19 protein-coding genes are annotated in these 20674 nt (G+C 32.3%); 16 read left to right on the top strand and 3 right to left on the bottom strand.

The features are described 5' to 3' along the window. The first annotated feature begins 101 nt into the window (after positions 1 to 101). From HLK68_RS02690 to HLK68_RS02665, 6 genes are all read left to right on the top strand, one after another. Positions 102 to 1853, top strand: coding sequence for a glycerophosphodiester phosphodiesterase family protein (locus HLK68_RS02690; protein ID WP_132942570.1), 1752 nt, complete (start codon positions 102 to 104; stop codon positions 1851 to 1853). 783 nt (positions 1854 to 2636) lie between these two features. Then, a complete protein-coding gene (locus HLK68_RS02685) occupies positions 2637 to 3407 on the top strand; it encodes an MGDG synthase family glycosyltransferase (protein WP_055163862.1) in 771 nt (256 codons plus the stop codon). After that, on the top strand, positions 3404 to 3688 hold the full coding sequence (locus HLK68_RS02680; RefSeq protein WP_006784649.1) for a glycosyltransferase: 285 nt from the start codon (positions 3404 to 3406) through the stop codon (positions 3686 to 3688). The genes HLK68_RS02685 and HLK68_RS02680 overlap by 4 nt, the downstream gene beginning before the upstream one ends. 22 nt (positions 3689 to 3710) lie before the next feature. Continuing rightward, entirely contained in the window at positions 3711 to 4424 is a 714-nt protein-coding gene (locus HLK68_RS02675; RefSeq protein ID WP_230311880.1) for a polysaccharide deacetylase family protein, read from the top strand. Between the two features lie 455 nt (positions 4425 to 4879). Continuing rightward, the gene (locus HLK68_RS02670) at positions 4880 to 5731 is read left to right on the top strand and encodes a DegV family protein (RefSeq protein ID WP_132942568.1); all 852 of its coding nucleotides are present in this window, start codon (positions 4880 to 4882) and stop codon (positions 5729 to 5731) included. A 21-nt stretch (positions 5732 to 5752) separates the two neighbouring features. Next, the gene (locus HLK68_RS02665) at positions 5753 to 6274 is read left to right on the top strand and encodes a DUF1836 domain-containing protein (RefSeq protein ID WP_055163856.1); all 522 of its coding nucleotides are present in this window, start codon (positions 5753 to 5755) and stop codon (positions 6272 to 6274) included. 177 nt (positions 6275 to 6451) lie between these two features. Here the strand turns inward: HLK68_RS02665 and HLK68_RS14780 are convergent, their stop codons facing one another. Then, positions 6452 to 6634, bottom strand: a complete 183-nt coding sequence (locus HLK68_RS14780) for a nucleotidyltransferase substrate binding protein (protein ID WP_350022281.1) — start codon at positions 6632 to 6634, stop codon at positions 6452 to 6454. Between the two features lie 116 nt (positions 6635 to 6750). Next, entirely contained in the window at positions 6751 to 6987 is a 237-nt protein-coding gene (locus HLK68_RS02655) for a nucleotidyltransferase domain-containing protein (RefSeq protein WP_132942567.1), read from the bottom strand. A 181-nt stretch (positions 6988 to 7168) separates the two neighbouring features. Between HLK68_RS02655 and HLK68_RS02650 the strand changes: the two genes are divergently transcribed. The 6 genes from HLK68_RS02650 (at position 7169) to HLK68_RS02625 (ending at position 14119) form a co-directional block, all read left to right on the top strand. Then, positions 7169 to 7840 carry a response regulator transcription factor gene (locus tag HLK68_RS02650; RefSeq protein WP_055163851.1) on the top strand — a complete coding sequence of 224 codons (672 nt, stop codon included), beginning with the start codon at positions 7169 to 7171 and terminating at the stop codon, positions 7838 to 7840. A 66-nt stretch (positions 7841 to 7906) separates the two neighbouring features. Further along, on the top strand, positions 7907 to 8911 hold the full coding sequence (locus HLK68_RS02645) for a sensor histidine kinase (RefSeq protein WP_009607505.1): 1005 nt from the start codon (positions 7907 to 7909) through the stop codon (positions 8909 to 8911). A 116-nt stretch (positions 8912 to 9027) separates the two neighbouring features. Next, positions 9028 to 9795, top strand: a complete 768-nt coding sequence (locus HLK68_RS02640; RefSeq protein ID WP_132942566.1) for an ABC transporter ATP-binding protein — start codon at positions 9028 to 9030, stop codon at positions 9793 to 9795. Beyond that, positions 9788 to 11719, top strand: a complete 1932-nt coding sequence (locus HLK68_RS02635; RefSeq protein ID WP_055163848.1) for an FtsX-like permease family protein — start codon at positions 9788 to 9790, stop codon at positions 11717 to 11719. The genes HLK68_RS02640 and HLK68_RS02635 overlap by 8 nt, the downstream gene beginning before the upstream one ends. 203 nt (positions 11720 to 11922) lie before the next feature. After that, entirely contained in the window at positions 11923 to 13311 is a 1389-nt protein-coding gene (locus HLK68_RS02630; RefSeq protein WP_055163845.1) for a glycoside hydrolase family 1 protein, read from the top strand. Position 13312: 1 nt separating this feature from the next. Continuing rightward, on the top strand, positions 13313 to 14119 hold the full coding sequence (locus tag HLK68_RS02625) for a type I phosphomannose isomerase catalytic subunit (RefSeq protein ID WP_132942565.1): 807 nt from the start codon (positions 13313 to 13315) through the stop codon (positions 14117 to 14119). Positions 14120 to 14215: 96 nt separating this feature from the next. Here HLK68_RS02625 and HLK68_RS02620 read toward each other — a convergent pair whose 3' ends face one another. Further along, positions 14216 to 14890 carry a DUF624 domain-containing protein gene (locus tag HLK68_RS02620; RefSeq protein WP_006783978.1) on the bottom strand — a complete coding sequence of 225 codons (675 nt, stop codon included), beginning with the start codon at positions 14888 to 14890 and terminating at the stop codon, positions 14216 to 14218. Positions 14891 to 15154: 264 nt separating this feature from the next. On the opposite strand from HLK68_RS02620, the gene HLK68_RS02615 reads away from it, so the two are divergent. From HLK68_RS02615 to HLK68_RS02600, 4 genes are all read left to right on the top strand, one after another. After that, complete coding sequence (locus tag HLK68_RS02615; RefSeq protein ID WP_009606251.1) at positions 15155 to 16906, top strand: sensor histidine kinase; 1752 nt, start codon at positions 15155 to 15157, stop codon at positions 16904 to 16906. Further along, positions 16903 to 18423 (top strand): response regulator transcription factor, encoded by a 1521-nt coding sequence (locus tag HLK68_RS02610; RefSeq protein WP_006783980.1) that lies wholly within the window; start codon positions 16903 to 16905, stop codon positions 18421 to 18423. Before HLK68_RS02615 ends, HLK68_RS02610 begins: the two co-directional genes overlap by 4 nt. A 196-nt stretch (positions 18424 to 18619) precedes the next feature. After that, on the top strand, positions 18620 to 19573 hold the full coding sequence (locus HLK68_RS02605; protein ID WP_006783981.1) for an ABC transporter permease: 954 nt from the start codon (positions 18620 to 18622) through the stop codon (positions 19571 to 19573). Positions 19574 to 19592: 19 nt separating this feature from the next. Continuing rightward, a complete protein-coding gene (locus tag HLK68_RS02600; protein WP_006783982.1) occupies positions 19593 to 20603 on the top strand; it encodes a carbohydrate ABC transporter permease in 1011 nt (336 codons plus the stop codon). The last annotated feature ends 71 nt before the right edge of the window (positions 20604 to 20674 follow it).

Genomic DNA, 20674 nt, shown 5'->3' with positions numbered 1-20674 from the left:
AATTTATTTTACTTATTACATCATTTGTGATATTTGTTAATTAATACTATTTATTATAGTCATTGAAATTATAGTTTATTAGGTAAAGAGGGATTGAAACAATGGGGCTAGAACTCAAGAATGCATTTGCTTTATTTAAGTATAATTTTAAAGGGATTCTCTTATTTGAACTGCTATTTAAGCTGATGTCATGGATGATTTATACACCGATTTTACTTCTTTTATTTAGGTTATCAGTTTATATGAGTGGTTATGGATTTATTACAGTTGAAAATTTTATGTCGTATTTATTACGACCATCTACTTTGATTATTATTTTTTTATTGCTTGGTTTTTTTACATTACTGTTGTTTTGTGAAATTAGTGGTTTAGTGTACGCTTTTCATGCATCGTATCACCGGGTAAAAATATCGTGGTTTGATCTATTTTATTTATCCTTGAAGTCACTTTTCAAGTTAATTAAAACAAATCTGGTGATAGCACTGATTGCAGTAATGGGAATTTTAATGTTTTATTTTAATATTCGAGGAAGCTATTTTCCAAAATTAACACTGACGGGTGTGGTAAATGACTATATTGTCTCGAATCGATTATGGATGATTTTATTTTTGATTGTTGGGGTGTTGTTTTCAATCGGATGTGTAAGATGGATGTATTGTCCTCATTGGTACAATTTATCGGATTTAAGTTTAAGCTCATCTATTCAGGCGAGCGTTAAAATGACACATCATCGATTTTTAAATAGTGTAGTAAGGGTAATTTTATGGTATGCAACCGTCATTGTGTCCGTTTTATTACTTGAAACAGTTGGATTTGGTATGATGGCTTTGTTAACTGAAACTTTAAATCAGTTTTCTATTTGGATTTTTACAGTCAAGATTATTGTTTTTATGAGTTTAATTTTATTAATGACCATCTTTTTGATTCCAGCCCAGTATTGTCAAATAAGTGCCAGCTATTATCATTGGTTACATGAGAAAAGAATTGGCGTGCCAGGTTGGAGGAATATAAATTTAGATTCTTCCAAAAAAGTAATGAGTATCTTTATTTTATGTTGTTTTTGTTTCATTGGTGCTGGATTGATGATGGGGTCTAATATTTATAAAGATACGTTTGAGACATTATCCCTTATCAGACAGACTGAAATAACAGCTCATCGTGGTTATTCAGCAATGGCGCCTGAAAATACAATGCCCGCGATTGGGTTAGCAATTGAGCATGGGGCAGATTATATTGAAGTTGATGTTCAAAAAACGAAAGATGAGGTGTTAGTACTCTTTCACGACCGAACACTCAAAAGAATGGCAGGAATAAAGAAAAAAATAAGTGATTTAACATATAATGAGTTATCCACGATTGATCTTGGAGCATCATTTGATGATATTTTCGAGGGAACACATATCGCAACACTTGAAAAAGCTTTAGAGTTATGTGCAGGTCGTGCCAAACTAAATATTGAATTGAAATCGTCTGAGGAGGATTTAGGAAGACTGGTTGTCGATATGGTAGCAAGCCATGACATGCTTGAGGATATTGTGATTACAGCAGCCGACTATGAGGCAATAAAACGAGTTAAAGAATATAATAACGAAATTATGACAGGATATATTACATCAGCTCTTTACGGTGATGTGAGTGAGATGAAGTATGCAGATGTATTTAGTCTGCAATCAAGTTTTATTACAGCTGATTTAGTTGCAGATATTCACCGTCATGGAAAATTAGTTTTTGCTTGGACCGTTAATAATTTAAATGAAACGAAGCGTTTAATGGAATTAGGTGTAGATAATATTATTACAGATTATGTGGAGCATACACTTGAAGTTAAAGCTTCTTTAATAAAAGCAGAATAAAAATTTTAAAAGGTGACTTTTGTTATTTCGACAAGAGTCGTCTTTTTTTGTTTTTTGCGCTTAAATAAAGAATAGATTGGAAAAACTAATACAAAAGTTTAGTTCCTCACATCTTTTGCAACGTTCTTTATTAGGTTTAATCTACGTTTTTGCCTAATAGTTGAGGAGTGTTTTGTACGCAAAACGCTAGGAAATCTACATATCTAAGAACAGTTACAGTCCATCATATTTTTGGGAATGGGTCCCCTGCGCTACGGATGAGGTTGCGAATCGTAGCTTTCCTCCACCAGTAGGGAATGGGTCCCCTGCGCTACGGATGAGGTTGCGAATCGTAGCTTTCCTCCACCAGTAGGGAATGGGTCCCCTGCGCTACGGATGAGGTTGCGAATCGTAGCTTTCCTCCACCAGTAGGGAATGGGTCCCCTGCGCTACGGATGAGGTTGCGAATCGTAGCTTTCCTCCACCAGTAGGGAATGGGTCCCCTGCGCTACGGATGAGGTTGCGAATCGTAGCTTTCCTCCACCAGTAGGGAATGGGTCCCCTGCCCTACGGATGAGGTTGCGAATCGTAGCTTTCCTCCACCAGTAGGGAATGGGTCCCCTGCGCTACGGATGAGGTTACGAATCGTAGCTTTTCTCCACTAGTAGGGAATGGGTCCCCTGCGCTACGGATGAGGTTGCGAATCGTAGCTTTCCTCCACTAGTAGGGAAAATAAAAGTTTTGAGGGTGTATAAAACTTATCTGGACTTACATATATCGTATCGATTGAAGGGAAGTGATAGTTTGAATATTCTAATCTTAACAGCCAAGTTTGGAATAGGACATGTCTCGGTGTCAGAAGCTATTCGAGAGGAAATTTTATTAACGTATCCTCATGCAACGATTCATGTCGTAGATGTTATTGACTATTTATTCCCTCATCTCAATAAATGGATTTATGGTGGATTTAACTTTATGGTCACGAAATGTGCCTTCATCTATAATATGTTTAACAAAATAACAGATAGATATAGTCATATGCCTTTTAAGACTATTATGACGCATAAGATTGAGCAGATGTTAAAGATGTACGAAGCTAATTTTATTATTACGACTTGCCCAGTATGTCCGCAATATATTTCAACATATAAAGAGATGAAGCAAGATGATATTCCACTCTATACGTATATAACAGATATCATGGTGCATGAAGAATGGATAGCCTCTCAAACAGATTTTTATTTTGTAGGAGCAGAAAAAACTAAATTAGATTTACTTCAAAAGGGTGTATCAGCTTCAAAAATTAAGGTTTGTGGCATTCCGGTTAAGCAATGCTTTAAAGGCCCTTCACAAGAGAAAAAAGACAAGAGGTTAGCAAAACGTGAAGTGTTAATTATGGGTGGGGGACTAGGATTGATTTCATCACCAGATCATTTTTTAAAACAGTTATCAAGGCGAGAAGATATTAAATTAACCATGATTACAGGGCATAATACAAAACTTTGTAGTAGAGTGAAAAAAAGTTTCCGAGTATTGAAGTTATTGGCTTTACCAATCATGTTGCAGATTATATGAAACGTGCTGATTTATTAGTGACGAAGTCAGGTGGGATTACGATGTTTGAAGCCATTCATACACAAACACCACTTTATATTATTAATCCTTTTTTAATACAGGAGATTGAAAATGCAAAATATATTGAAGAGGCCCGTATTGGAAGAGTTATATGGTCAAGTAAGAGACAAGAGGTTACTAGAGACATCTTAGAGTTACTCGAAAATAGGGAAGATCAACAAAGAATGAAAGATAATATGAAAAATATTAAAAACCATTTTATCAACTCTAGTCCCCTTTAATATATCCAAAATAGAGGTGAAGATGTTGAGAAAAAAAGTCATTTGGATAGGTTTATTAGGTATTTTGGGGTATGGTGTTATTCCATCTATTTGGGTTAGAATGAAAAGATTAATTTTTAAGAAAACAAATGGGCATACACTTTATTTAACGTTTGATGATGGACCAGATCATTTTTATACACCACAATTATTAGATCTATTAAAAAAGTATCAAGTAAAAGCTACTTTTTTTGTAGTAGGACGGTTTGCTTTAGAAAATCATGATCTAATTAAACGGATTCAACAAGAAGGACATTTAATTGGTTTTCATTCTTATGAACATAAAAATGCTTTATGGAAAGCACCATCTTATATGAAGAAAGATTTTGATAAAGGGATAGAAGTTATGAAAGATTTAGGTATTAATGTAAGGTATTATCGGCCACCATGGGGATTAATTAATTGGATGACGTTAGTGCAATTACATCGCTATAGATTACGACTAATCATCTGGCATGTGATGGCTGAGGATTGGCGAAAGAAAAATACAAGTCAAATGATTAAAGTTAAATTAATTGAAAGAACAAGAGCAAACGATATTATTTGTCTACATGATGGAAGGGGAAAGAATCGTGCTCCAATTCACACGATTGAGGCATTAAAAGATGTTATACCGTTGTGGATTTCAAAAGGGTATAAATTTGAAACAATTGATCGGTATACCAGTTCAAATAAATCATCTTCTTTACGAATCTAGACCTTGTAAGTAGCCTATTAGTGTTGCGTATGGCGAAGTTTTGATAAAATTCAACATTGGATAAAGTGACGATCGAAAGAGAGGATAGATTATATAGAAGAACCTTCTATCCATTTATCATTCTGTTAAGTAATTGAGTATAAACTCACTGTACAATATTCTAAAATTAAAACAATTAATAGTGCTGATAACTTATGTTAAAATGTGTAAAAGAACAGATTCATAAGGATTTAAATTACAATATATCTAAATAAAAAAATGACGGTCGTTATTATCAACATCCTGGGTGAAATTATTTCGCCCTTTTTTGTTTATATTTGACAACGCTTTATATTTTACAGAATCTCCTCAATAGTTTGATTGACAAACTTAATTTAAAGTGTTACTCTAAAACATATAGTATTTAATACTATATGTTTTAGAGAGTGTGACTTTTTAATTTGGAGGAACAGAATATGATTAGAATTATTTCAGACTCATCAACACTTTATTCAGTTAAAGAAGCAAAAAAACACAACTTTGATGTAACACCGTTAAGTGTAACGATTAATAATAAAAGCTACAAAGAATTAGTTGAAATTCAAACAGAGGAATTTGTTAAAATTATCAATGAAGGACATTTACCTATTTCATCACAACCATCAATTGGAGAAGTGGTGGATGTTTATAATCAATATCCTGAAGATGAAATTATCAATATTACATTAGCTGATGGATTATCAGGAACTTATAATTCAGCTTGTACAGCACGTACAATGGTTGATCATGCTGAAAATATTACTGTCATTAATTCACGAACACTTTGTGGACCACAACGTTACTTAGTTGAAGTGGCGGTTAAATTAGCACAGGCAAATAAAACAAAAGCAGAAATTATAGAAGAACTAGAAAAATTAATTCAAACTTCAAAATCATTCTTAATTCCTAATGACTTTGATTATTTAGTACGAGGGGGACGTTTATCTCCTCTTGTAGGAAAAATCGGTGGATTAATTAAATTAGTTCCTGTTATGACATTATCAGAAGATAGTACGCGATTAGATAAGTTCGCAACTAAACGCACCTTCAAAAAAGCTATTCAAGAAATTTGTGATTGCTACAAAGAAATGGAGGTAAATGAACAGTATAAAATTTATATTACGCATGCTTGCAATGAAGAGTTGGCAAATATAGCTAAAGACGTTATAATTAAAAATATTGAAAATGTTGAAACAGAAATCATGATGTTAACCCCAGTGTTTACAACTCAAGGTGGACCAAACTGTGTTGCCATTCAAGTTATTAAAAAATATGAAATTTTAGGTTAAGAGATAGGAAGAGTTATCATAATGTATATTGAAGAAACTGAGCTAAAAGATATTTTAGATTTTCATTGTCCGAGATATAACGAATTACCGAGCATTGCTCTTTATAAAGATCAAGTGATTCTTTATATCGAAGAGACGTTAAAACCTTTAAATTTAAATCCAGAAGAAAAATTATTAACACCAACCATGCTCAATAATTATGTTAAACAAAAAGTTGTTTCTCCGCCATTGAATCGAAGATACAATGAAAAGCATTTAGCTTATTTAATTGTTGTGTGCTTGTTAAAACAAGTCTATAGCCTGACGGAAATTTGTGAGTTAATAAAAAATCAAATTGGGAGCTGCCCGACAGAGGTGGCATATGATTTATTCTGTGATGAACTTGAAGATGCTCTAAAATATGTTTTTAGTCGTCGTGATCAAGAGCTTTCAACACCAGATCCGGTCACTCTTGAAAGAGAAATCGCACAATCTGTTGTGCTCTCATTAGCCAATAAATTATTTATTCAAAAATATTTAATTGAAAAACGAAAAATGAATTAGTAATTTAACCTAATTATAATAAAAAAATTCCCTCGGAGCGTTAATCTCTAAGGGAATTTTTTATTTCTCAATTTCAGTTAAGTTATTTAACTTTTGAATTAAACAATCAATAGCCTCAACATAGTCAGAAACAATACGATTCGCAATATCATTTGCTGCATCTTCACTATAAAGACGTCAGGTTGCATTTTTATCTTCTAGCAGTCTAATCCATAGTTGTTCATCATCAATCAGGTTATTACTGTATGATTTTTTATAAATCATTTGTGGAAAAGTCACTTCTAACGTGATATCAGAGTATTTGAAAAAGTCTTGTTGTGTTTTATGTGTTAGTTCATAAGTAAATTCAAATCTTTGAATTAAAGATATTATTGTTTCCGTCAGATAAAAGAAGAAACTTCTATTAATCGAGCATACGCTTTTTTCAAGTTTGTAAATTTATACTGTAACTTTTTCATAGATTATCATACCTTCTTTTAGTACTTGAGATAACAAATAAGAGTTACATCAAATTCTAGAAGTGTATTGCCCTTTGTATTAATTTCTTCAACAAATAAAGAAATGGAGTCTGTTGAATACACTGCTAAATCGATATCGCTTTGTGAATGATTATCTCCGCGTTCCCGTGATCCAAAAAGTAAAATTTTTGAGATGTTATCGTAATTTGCTGCAACGATTTTAATTTCTTCTATAATTTTTTCATTCAGATTCATTATGTTCACCTTATTATAGTGATGGTAAAGAGTAGGATATTTAATAAGTTTATTATAGCCTAATGTTAGGAAAATGAGGGATAGACTTATAGGTAGAATTAAAATGTGGATAAATCTAGAAGTTTTAGTTTAAAGTTGTTGACACTTGTGTATAATTAGACTATCGAAGGGGGTTACGGTTATGTATAAAGTGTTAATTGTTGAAGACGATGAAACCATTGCTATGTCACTTCAGAAGGTGCTAACTCAGTGGGATTATGATGTGAAGTGTGTAACAGATTTTAAAGAGGTTATGAACGACTTTATCAATTTTAATCCTCATCTTGTTTTATTAGATATATCACTTCCATATTTTAATGGGTATCACTGGTGCGCTGAAATGCGTAAGTTATCTCAAATCCCGATTATTTTTATTTCATCGATGTCCGATAATATGAATATCGTCATGGCAATGAATATGGGAGGCGATGATTTCATCTCTAAACCTTTTGATTTAACGGTTATGGTGGCGAAGATACAGGCTTTACTTAGACGATCATATTCTTTTTCAGGAACATTGAATGTGATTGAGCATCAGGGAGTTATTTTGAATTTGAATGATGCAACAGTTGAATATCAGCAGATTAAAATTGAACTAACCAAAAATGAATTTAAAATATTACAATTACTTTTAGAAAACAAAAGTAAAATTGTCAGTCGTGAAGAAATCATGGAGTGCCTGTGGTTAAGTGATAGCTTTATTGATGATAATACTTTAACCGTTAATGTGACTCGTTTAAGAAAAAGGTTAAATGATATCGGATTAGAAAACTTTATTAAAACGAAAAAAGGGATTGGCTATATGGTGGAATAGATGAAGGATGATAAAAGATAAGTATTTCTAAATAATAGGAATGAGTGGTTGAAGAAGGAGTAAGAGATGAATAAATGGAAAATTTTTGTGGCATATATAAAAGATCAGTTGAAACTGATTTTATTGAATGTTTCCTTTTTAATCAGCGCATGCATTATTTTTATGCTTTATAATCTTCATTTTGAAGCTATCTTTTACGTCATGTTTTTATGGTTATTTGTCGCTTTTATTTATAGTCTCTTTGATTTTTCTAACTACTATCAAAAGCATCAGCAATTACAAGTTATCAAAAAGGAAATTGAGGTTCATTTAGCGACGCTACCTATATCCAATCGATTGATTGAACAGGATTATCAACAAGCATTGTGTCTTCTGCAAGAGGAACGATTAAAGATTAAACTTCAATTTGATAATAAGCAAACTGAGATGATGGATTATTATACAATGTGGGCACACCAGGTTAAAACACCAATTGCAGCGATGAAATTATTAGTTCAAACAGAACCAAGTTCTGTAAATAAGGAGTTACTAGAGCAAATTTTTAAAATGGAGCAATATGTTGATATGGTACTTGGATATTTAAGAATCGATGAAATGTCAGCTGATTTAATGTTACAAAAATATCGGCTGTCTGATCTTGTGAAGCAGGTGATTCGAAAGTATGCAAGTCAGTTTATTCGAAAAAATATAAAGCTTGAGTTTCAAGAGATGGAGACTATTGTTATTACTGATGAAAAGTGGTTGGTGTTTGTACTTGAACAATTATTGTCAAATGCTTTAAAGTACACAAACAGGGGGACGATTTCTATTTATATGGATTTTATTAATCCAAAAATGTTGGTCATTGAAGATACTGGAATTGGAATCGCCGAAGAGGATTTGCCACGTATTTTTGAAAAAGGCTATACGGGATATAATGGACGAATGGACAAAAAGGCGACGGGAATTGGTCTTTATTTGTGTCACAAAATCTTGAATAAACTAGGTCATAATGTTGAGGTGACATCTGAAATAGGTGTTGGAACTAAGGTAATGATTGATTTAAGTCGCAAAGAATCAAGGTATGAATAAGCAACCTTACATCAATGTAAGGTTAGCAGTTGGAAATGTAAGACCATGAAATGGCAGAGCATTTCCTTTTTTCTTATAATAAAACTATAATCGAGTTTAGAAAAGGAGGACGTGCAATGTCATTACTTGAGGTGAATCATTTAAAAAAGGTGTACACAACACGTTTTGGGGGAAACCAAGTTGAGGCGTTAAAGGATGTTAATTTTTCAGTGGAATACGGTGAGTATGTAGCCATTATGGGAGAGTCTGGTTCTGGGAAAACAACGCTGTTAAATATTTTGGCGGCACTTGATAAACCGAGTAGCGGAGAGGTTTTATTAAATGGAAAAAATATTATTGGGATTAAAGAGGGACAGATGGTGGCATTTCGCCGTGAACATTTAGGATTTGTTTTTCAAGATTTTAATTTACTGGATACCTTCTCATTAAAAGATAATATTTTCTTACCCCTTGTGTTATCAGGAACTCACTATAAGGAGATGATGGCACGATTAACACCCATTGCCAACACACTTGGAATTTCAGAACTTTTAGAAAAGTTCCCATATGAAGTATCAGGTGGGCAAAAGCAACGGGCGGCAGTTGCTCGTGCTTTAATTACAAATCCAGAACTTATATTAGCAGATGAACCGACAGGGGCTCTTGATTCGAAATCAACGGATCAGTTACTCGACTTATTCACGACTATTAATGAATCTGGTCAAACCATTGTCATGGTAACTCATAGTACGAAAGCAGCAAGCCATGCAAATCGTGTATTGTTTATTAAAGATGGGGAGGTATTTCATCAATTATATAAAGGTTCAATGTCAAACGAGGAGATGTTTGAGAAAATTTCTCATTCCCTAACGGTCATGACTACTGGGGGGCGAACTCATGAATAAGTTTCTTTATCCTAAACTTGCTTGGATGAACATTAAGAAAAATAAGCAAACGTATATGCCATATATTCTGACTTGTATTGGCACAATGATGATGTTCTATGTGATGCATGCCATTTCTTTAAATGATGGATTACTTAATATGCCAAATTCTATGTCTTTACAAAGTATTTTATCAATGGGCGTTGTGGTCATCCTCATTTTTTCAGTTATCTTCTTACTGTACACGAATAGTTTTTTAATTAAGCGACGTAAGAAAGAACTTGGTTTATTTAATGTACTAGGGATGGAGAAAAAACATATTGCTTGGGTATTGTTTTTCGAAACCCTCTTTACCTCGTTGATTAGTTTAGCATTTGGATTATTCGGGGGGATTATTTTAAATAAATTAATGTTCGTCCTACTACTAAGGTTATTAAAATTTGATATTCCACTAGGCTTTGAACTAGATATGGCATCTATTGAATTTACAGCGCAATGTTTTAGTCTTATCTTCATTCTGACGTTGATTTGTAACTTAGTTCAAATCTGGATGTCTAAACCAATTGAGCTATTAAAAGGTGGACAGGTTGGGGAAAAAGAACCGAAAACAAAATGGATTAGTGCCATCATTGGTGTTCTTTCGTTAGGAATTGGATATGGGATTGCTTTATCTGTTGAGACGCCTCTTGCTGCTATTCCTTTGTTTTTAGTCGCTGTTATCTTTGTCATGATTGGGACGTATGAACTATTTACAGCTGGAAGTATTGTGGTGTTAAAACTACTTCGAAAAAATAAGAAAATCTATTATAAAAAACATAACTTTATTGCGATATCAGGCATGATGTATCGTATGAAACAAAATGCTAAAGGATTAGCGAATATTTGTATTTTAAGTACGGCTGTGATTGTCATGTTATCTACAACGGTTTCACTGTATGTTGGGATGGAAGAATCGTTACATACTCAATATCCACAGGATGTTTTCCTTCGAGGAAATGATGTCAATGATGAAAAGATTAATCGTATAAATCAAATATTAGATGATAAAGTTAATGAATATCAGATAAAGCTTAAAGATGAGTTTCATTATAAAAGTAAATCGATGATGGCGACGTTAAAAGACGGAAACTATGCTTTAGGCCAAAATATAAGTTCTGATAGTTATTCATTTGGATTTATCTCAATCGATGATTTTAATCGATTAGAACAAACTGATATTCAGTTGAGTGTTGATGAGGTTCTAATCTTTTCAATATCGGGAACGTATGGAAAAGATTCAATAATGATTAATAATCAGGTATATCAGATTAAGCAGGAATTTGATGAAGTCAGTTTTCAACCCAAACAAGAAAATTCACTTTTTCCAGTCTATCTTTTAATCGTCAATGATATTCAAATTTTTGGCGAAGAGGATGTGTATTATAGTGTAGGATTTAATGTGGATAACACAGATGAAGTATCAGTAGAGTTTGTAGATTCCCTAAACACTGAATTTAGATTGAATTCCATTGATGCGTATGTTTCAGGGGCAGCATCGAGTCGAGCTGACTTTTTGATGAGTTATGGCGGATTATTTTTCTTAGGAATTTTCCTCGGAACACTCTTCTTAATGGCAACTGTGTTGATTATTTATTATAAACAGGTTTCAGAAGGTTACGATGATAAAGAGCGTTTTGAAATTATGCAACGTGTGGGGATGAGTAAACAAGAGATTAGAAAAACGATTCGTGTTCAAATTTTAATGGTCTTTTTCTTACCACTTATCTTCATGATGATTCATATTGCGTTTGCCTTCCCGATTATTACAAAGTTACTCGCTTTGTTCGGATTGATGAATACCCAACTTTTTTTAGCAGCTACGATTGGAACGATTGTCATCTTTGCTAGTATCTATGCATTAATCTTTAATTTAACAGCTAAAACATACTATAAAATTGTAGAATAAATAACGTTTAAACCCGATTAAATCCCCATCGATTTAATCGGGTTTATTTTGTTGTTATTAGTTATAAAACTGTCTAATAAAAGTCCACTGTTTATGAGATTTGTTCACTAAAGAATTAAAAATGAAAGTGCTATAATGATGCTAGCTAACATAGGGTTAGTCTTTTATGGAGAACTAATTAAAGGATAAAGAGGTGGACTAGTATGAGTTTAAAGTATGTATTTCCCAAGGATTTTTGGTGGGGAACGGCAACTTCAGGACCGCAAAGTGAGGGAGGTGCTGATGTAGATGGAAGAGGGCAATCTATTTGGGACTATTGGTTTCAAATTGAACCAGAAAAATTCCATAATCAAGTTGGACCAAAAGATACATCGACTTTTTATGCTAACTATAAAGATGATATTCAGTTATTAAAAGAGACGGGGCATAACTCATTTAGAACATCGATTCAATGGAGTCGTTTAATTCCTGATGGGATTGGTCGAGTAAATCAAAAGGCAGTAGATTTTTATAATAATGTTATCGATGAGTTAATTGAAAATGGTATTGAGCCATTTATGAATTTATATCATTTTGATATGCCAGCCACTATGCAAGAAATGGGTGGATGGGAAAATCGTGCGGTTGTAGAGGCTTATGCTGAGTATGCTAAGGTCTGCTTCGAATTATTTGGAGATCGTGTTAAACACTGGATCACATTTAATGAGCCGATTGTTCCGGTTGAAGCGGGTTATTTATATAATTGGCATTATCCAAATGTCATGGATGGAAAACGCGGGATTCAAGTCGCCTTCAATACGATGTTAGCGAGTGCAAAAGCAATAGAAGTTTATAAAAGCTTAAATTTAGATGGCCAAATCGGGGTTGTTTTAAATTTAACACCGTCTTATCCACGTTCGATTGAAAATCCTGATGATGTTAAAGCTGCACATATTGCGGATTTATTCTTTAATAATAGTTTCTTAGATCCATCAGTTAAAGGAGAGTATCCAAAAGATTTAGTTTCATTATTAAAGGAACATGATGTATTACCTCAATATGAAACAGAAGACTTAGAGGTTATTAAACATAACACAGTTGATTATTTAGGGGTAAATTATTATCAACCTCGTCGAATTAAAGCAAAAGAAAGTGAAGTTAATAAAGACATCTTTATGCCAGATTGGTTCTTTGACTATTATAAGATGCCAGGTCGTAAAATGAATCCTCATCGTGGATGGGAAATTTACGAAAAAGGGATTTATGATATCTGTCTTAATATAAGAGATAATTATGGTAATATTCCATTTTATATATCTGAAAATGGGATGGGAGTTGAAGGGGAAGAACGATTTCTAAATGCCGATGGAATGATTGAGGATGATTACCGTATTGAGTTTATTCAGGATCACTTAGCATGGTTACATAAAGCGATTCAAGAGGGGGCCAACTGCAAAGGATATCATCTGTGGACGTTTATTGATTGCTGGTCATGGTGTAATTCGTATAAAAACCGATATGGATTAATTTCACTGGATTTAACGACGCAAAAACGGACGATTAAAAAGAGTGGTCACTGGTTTAAGCAATTATCTGAACAAGGGGGATTCTAGTATGACAAAAATTATAAAATTAAATCCATTTTATAGCGAAAAAGTTTGGGGTTATGAAAAATGGAATCTCTCTACACATCGTAACGGATGCTCGACTTTAGTAGATACTAACGAAAATTTACATGATTATTTACAGAAAGATTTACCGATTTTAATCAAAATCATTAAAGCAGATGAATCATTATCAGTTCAAGTTCATCCTGGTGACGAGTTTGCACGTAAGTATGAAAATGACAACGGAAAAACAGAATGCTGGTACATCTTAGAAGCAGAAGAAGGAGCTTCACTAATCTGTGGAATTAAAGATGGATTAAACAAAGAAAAATTCGCTAAAATCCTTGAAGAGGGAAGCGTAGCAGATTACTTAGGAGATATCAGTGTAAAAGCTGGAGATATGATTTATATTCCAGCGGGGACCATTCATGCGATTAAAGGTGGTATAAAACTACTTGAAGTCCAACAAAGTAGCGATGTCACTTACCGTCTTTATGATTGGGGACGTGACCGTGAAATGCATATCGAAAAAGCATTAGAAGTCATCGATTATAACCCAGAAACAAATGGTGGTAAAATCGAAAACTTCACTAAGTTAGAAACTCCATATTTCAATGTTGAAAAAATTATTGTTGATGGACAATATTCTGATGAAGTATGTGGTGATTTTTATACTTATACAGCAACTAAAGGATGCGGTGTAATGAAAACTGATGATCAAACGATTATATTAAATCCAGAAGAAACAGTCTATTTACCAAAAGGAATTAAATATACAATTGAAGGTAACTTAGAATTAATTAAAACATGTTAAAAAAATGGGACTGAAAATGATTAGCTTTCAGTCCCATTTTTATTAGAGAATCCAAAAAAGCCTTGATTAGAAATGAGAATCAAGGCTTTTTTAAATTTAGTTGTTAGAGATGGTTTCTAATTCTTCTATTAGGAATCGATTTGAAAAGACAAATAAGAAAGCAAGTAAACTAGTAATAAATAAGAAAGTCACAGCAGGGCTGATTTCAAATAAAACTAGCGCAGCAAGGAAAATTAGAATATTGGTTATGGCGAGTAGTGGTTTTTTAAAAATAAGAATGAGTGCATTTCTTAAAATATTTAATGCATTATTTGAAAATAGACTAATGAGTAATGAAATAAACGGTGTCATTAATAATAGGATAATTAAGAGTCCTAAGAATAAGCAACTAACAATGGTATTATTATAAGCTGACTTGAAGAAAACAATATTTGAGTATAAAGCAAAGATAAAAATTAACTCAACAAACCAAATGAGTAAACTTTGTTTAAAGTTAAGCAAGAACCCTTTTTTAAAATCAGATAGGAGATTAAATCCTTTATTTTTTAATAGTTTACGCATACAGTAAACTAGAATGTTAAATGCAGGCATTGTTGGAATTAAGCAGAGTAAAAATAAAGGTAGATAAGTGGAAATCTTGCTGATTCCAACCAATAAGAAAAATAGAATAATAGGTATATTTAAGAGCATAAAAAGTAAGTTCAAGACAAGGAATGAAAAAATATAATTACAAATATCAAACAATTTATTAAAGTTGAAGTATTCTGACATCGTTAATCCCCCTTTTAATCATCACCATAATCAGTATTGTAAAAAAAAATCAAACGTTTTCAATACTGTCATAGGAAAAATATACTCATTTATCGTAGAATTTAATAGTGTATTTTTCATATTTTTGATTTAAAAATTATAGAATGTTTAGATAATGGAAAAAATAGCGCATACAAAAAAAGGATGACAAATAGATAGAATATCTTTAAAATATAAATTGGGTACCACTAGGTATAGCTAAAAGCATATAAAGGAGGGGGAGATATGCTAGCTAAAAAATCGATGCTATACAATAACTTATTTTTAACTTATTCATTAGTTATCATTTGTTTGATAGGGGGGTTCGATCTTTATTTAATTAATTATGTGGTGTCTGAAAGTAAAAGTAACCGAATATCATTAGGGGAACAGCTTGGATATAACGCCAATGAACTACTCAAAGAGATTGAAAACTCTAATAAATTCATTGTCAGTTCAATGTATTACGATTATATGTTATCGAATGATATCATTTATTTTCTAAATAATCATTCGAATGATTATTTAAAAAATAAATTAGATAGTTTCTCAGGCAGTAATCATTTTACCTATAATGGTGTTGAAAGGTTTGTGGCCAGTGCATTTATTTCGAATAATAAGGTAGAAAATATTATATTTTTAAGTGAAAAACTGAATGAAGTTAGATCATTTAATCATGATAATCAGATTTATATTGAAAAAATAGAAAATTATGAGACAGTGATTCAGAAGTTACCGGAACTTTTTTTCTCGGAAAATAAACTGTATCACGTGAACTCAATTAATAATCCAGATACATTAGTAGAAGAAGGAAAATTAATTGTGGTTTACGATTTATCTGAAGTGAATAATATTGTTGCGAAGTATGGAGCTAATTATAATCTTTGTATTTATGATGAACAGTATCAAACGGCCTATCTCCCTGAAGACAAGTCAGAAGAGCCATCAAAGGAAAGTTTATTAGCTTTGAGCGACTTAAAAGAAGGAGAAGAATATAAAATTCCCGGAAATCATCAAAGTTTATTTAAAACTAAATTTTCTGATGAGTTAAGTGTCATTACGGCAATCTCAATGCAAAACTTAATTGAAGCGCCACAGATTTTTTATTCATCGATACTTTTACTTGATTTATTTTTAATCTTTGTTAGTGCAGTCATTTTAAAGTGGAAATTAGAAAAATTGACAAGAAGGACAGATGCTATCCTAGAGGTGATGGAGGAAGTTAAAGAAGGAAATCTTAAAGTTAAAATTCCAATTGGAGATGAAATGGATGAAATTAGCTATATCTCACAGAATTTTAATGAGATGTGTAGTGAGCTCGATCGCTATATTAATAAAAGTTATTTAGCTGAAATTAATCAAAAGAAAGCGGAGATGATTGCTCTCCAAAATCAGATTAATCCCCATTTTTTATATAATACGCTAGAGTGTATTCGGATGAAGGCTGTTTGTAATGGGGATAAAGATGTCGGGAAAATGTTATATAATTTATCCTTTTTATTTAGAAAACAGGTTAAAGATCATAATTTTATCACTTTAGAAAGTGAACTTGAGTATTGTACTCGTTACATGGAAATCTTTAAGTTTAGGTATCGTGAGAAATTTGATTTTAAGATTAATTGTCCAGATGAATTACTAGATAATGAAATGATCAAATTTGCGATACAACCCTTAATTGAAAATTATTTTATGCATGGAATTAAATTGGAAGAGACTAATAATTTTATTGAGATTAATGTCAGTAAAGAATCTGAGAATATTAAAGTTATCATTGATGATAATGGAAAAGGAATCCCACCAGAGAAGTTAACACAGCTCAATGAAAGTCTGACAGGTGAATTATGCAGAAATACAGCGAATCAATCCATAGGAATTATTAATGCTCATGCACGAATCGTTGGAGCATATGGTGAAGGTTATGGAGTTCAATTAGATAATAATAGTAAGGGTGCAAGGGTCGTCATTATGATTCCTTGCAAAAGGGGGCCTAATGTATGAAAAAAGTTATGTTAGTTGATGATGAAATTTTTATTACGGAAGGATTAATGTCAATTATTGATTGGAAAGCACTAGGGCTTGAAGTCGTTCAATCTGCTGAAAATGGTGAAGAAGCGATTAGAAAGTTTAAAGATAATCCAGTCGATATTATTGTAACAGATATCAATATGCCAGTTAAAACAGGCTTAGAGTTAGTTCAAGAAATTAATGAGATGGGCAAGAAGGTAAAATTCATTCTCTTAAGTGGTTATGATGAATTTGCCTATGCTAAAAAAGCAATTGAATATGGGGTTGAAAATTATCTTTTAAAACCAGTTGATGAAGAAGAATTAGAAGTAGCGTTAAAAAAATTAGTAGATAATATCGCGAAGGAGAAAGAATTTATTAATAGAGGGTTAGATAAAACAGGAAAGTTACTAGCCTTTTTAAATGGAAAGTATGATGTGAAAGAAGTCATTGGAATAAAAGATGATATGTATGTTGATTTTTATAAAGAAAAATATACGGTCACGAATATTTTCATTAATGGTAAAAAGGATAAAGAGGTATATATTAATATTAATCCGATTGTTGAGTCAGTGTTTAAAAGTCAGTGTGAAGTGTTGTATCAATTTGATGGGCAAATTATAGTGATTAATAGCTGGGATAAAGAGAAGACTGATGATGAAATCTTAGAGGAGTATCGAGAACTAAGAGATTTACTGCAAACTGAGCTAAAGTATGATATTTTCATTTCAGTAGGATCAAGTGTCAATATGATTGATGATTTACGCAAAAGTTATATGGTGGCTAAAAAGTTGAAGAAGTATATGTTGACTGAAGGGATGAATCGTGTTGTTAACGAAAAGATGATTTCGGTTATTAAACATAAAGATGTGAAGTTTAGGGATGAAATCGAGCAAATCAATAAGTTAATGATTGAAAAAAATAGCGCAGCGTTAAAAGTTTACGTTGATGAAGTTTTTGAGAATAAAGAATTAACGCCTAAGAATATTTATGATTTTTCAATTAAGGTTGTTTTGCTGATGGATAAGGTTAAAGAAGAGTTTAAGGTGGATAAAAAATACACACGAGAAAGTTTGAGTGATACGATTATTGAGTTATGTCATGAGAATACGCGAGAAAGTATTAAGACATTTATTTTAAGTGAGTTAGACGAGTTTATGGAAGTGATGACACAGGATACGATAAAGTATAGTCCTGTTGTGCAACAAATCGTGAATACGATTAATGAGAGATACTATGAAGAACTAAGCTTAAAAACATTGGCATATCAATATAACATTAATAGCTCTTATTTAGGACAAATTTTTAATAAGGAAGTTGGATGTTCATTCTCGGATTATTTGAATAAAACGAAGAATATGAAAGCTAAGGAGCTCATTTTAGAAACGAATATGAAAATTAATGATATTGCTAAGGAAGTTGGCTATACAGATTCAAGTTATTTTTATCGTAAGTTTAAAAAGTTCTTTGGTGTCTCACCATCGACGTTAAGGGAAATGAAAAACTATTAATAAATAAAGCTAGAGGTTTTAGAGGCAAGGAATTCAATTTTTTGCTTTGTTAAAATCTCTAGCTTTTTTTAATCAAATTTGTTACGAACTAAAATTAGTACATTAAACCTAAGAATTTTCATCTATTAAACTAAATTCTATATATGGTATATTTTAATCAAGCCAGATAAGCGTTTACATAGGAGGGGGATAGAGTATGGCCGATGAAGTAAAAGTTAAAAAGAAAAACTCTAGATGGAAAAAGTTCAAAGATAACAAGGAGTTATTAGGCTTGACAATACCTGGAACACTTTGGTTTATAGCGTTTGCTTACTTACCTATGTTCGGAATCTTAATAGCATTTAAAGATTGGAGAATTCATGGTGGATTCTTTGAAAGTTTAATTAAGAGTGAATTTGTAGGATTAAAGAATTTTGAGTTCTTATTTAAAAGTACTGATGCATGGGTTATTACTAGAAATACAGTAGCTTATAACTTAGTTTTCATTGTTTTAGGGATTGTACTTCCAGTAACGTTAGCTATTTTACTTAAAGAGTTACTAAATAAAAAATTATCTAAGTTTTATCAGAGTGCGATGTTCTTACCATATTTCTTATCATGGGTTATCGTAAGTTACTGTTTATACACATTCTTAAGTCCTGAAAAAGGATTAGTAAATACGATGTTAAGATCATTTGGACAAGACGGAATCTCTTGGTACACTGAGGCGAAATATTGGCCGTTCATTATTATCTTTATGAGTCAGTGGAAAGGAATTGGATATGGAACAGTTGTTTATTTAGCTTCAATTTGTGGAATCGATAAATCATTATACGAAGCCTCAATGATTGATGGAGCTTCAAAATGGCAACAGGTTAAATACATTACCATTCCATTATTAAAGCCAGTTATGATTATCATGTTCATTACAGCAGTAGGTGGAATGTTTAGATCAGACTTTGGATTGTTCTATCAATTACCTAAAAACTCAGGGGCGTTATATCCTGTTACAAACGTTATCGACACGTATGTATATCGTGGATTAACAAACTTAGGAAATATCGGTATGAGTTCAGCTGCAGCTTTATATCAGTCATTTGTTGGATTAATCTTAATTCTTGGAACAAATGCTATTGTTAGAAAAGTAGACGAAGAGAATGCATTCTTCTAAAAAAGGTGGTGTATTAAAGATGGAGATTATCAAAGAAAATAAATTTCAACAACAAGAAGAGGTAGTTCTTGAAGAAAAAAAATCATTTTTCAAAAGAATCTTTTTAGCAAAAGATGAGGAGAAAAATAAATTCAATTCAATTTCAAAACCAGCTAATATTGCGCTAAATATTTTATTTGGGGCGCTTGCGGCAATGTGTATTATTCCATTTATATTTGTTATCATCATCTCTTTTACCAGTGAACAAAGTCTTCAAATGAATGGATATAAATTCTGGCCAGAAGAGTGGAGCTTAAATGCTTATAAATATATCTTTGGAGCTGGAGGAACAGGGCCTCAAATATTTAAAGCATATGGAATTACAATTTTAGTTACCATTAGCGGGACTTTACTTGGTCTTGTTATTATGACAAGTTTTGCTTATGCTTTATCAAGAAAGAACTTCGCTTATCGAAAATTCTTTACAAAACTAATTTTCATCCCAATGTTATTCTCAGGGGGGATGGTAGCTTCATACCTTGTAAATACACGATTCCTTGGAATTAAAAATACGTTATGGGCATTAATCCTACCTATTTGTGTTAGCTCATTCCACATTATCATTTTAAGAACGTTCTTTAAAACAACAGTTCCAGATGCTATTGTTGAATCAGCTAAAATTGATGGGGCTTCAGAACTTACGGTATTTACACGAATTGTATTACCAATATCACTTCCAGCCATTGCAACAATTGGATTATTCTTAACACTAGGATTTTGGAATGACTGGTTCAATGCGATGCTTTATATCGATAGAAGTGCATTAGTTCCGCTACAATATTTATTAATTAAGATTGAGGGAACAATGGAATTCTTAGCTAATAATGCTGCTATGCTTGGAACGGATGGGGTAAGTGTAGCTAACAATTTACCAAAAGATACAGCAAAAATGGCCATTGTTGTAATCACAACATTACCAATCGTATTTGCGTATCCATTCTTCCAAAAATATTTCGTAAGTGGACTTACAGTAGGGGCAGTAAAAGAATAGTTAGAAGTCAAATACATTAAATCGCCCTGTTTAAAATAGCATGATAAATTAAAATCCTAGTTGCTTAGCCA

Origin of the sequence: Turicibacter sanguinis (assembly GCF_013046825.1) — a bacterium.
GTDB lineage: Bacteria > Bacillota_I > Bacilli_A > MOL361 > Turicibacteraceae > Turicibacter > Turicibacter sanguinis.
Note: the sequence above shows the minus strand (reverse complement) of the source record. Positions and strands in the feature narration are given on the sequence as shown.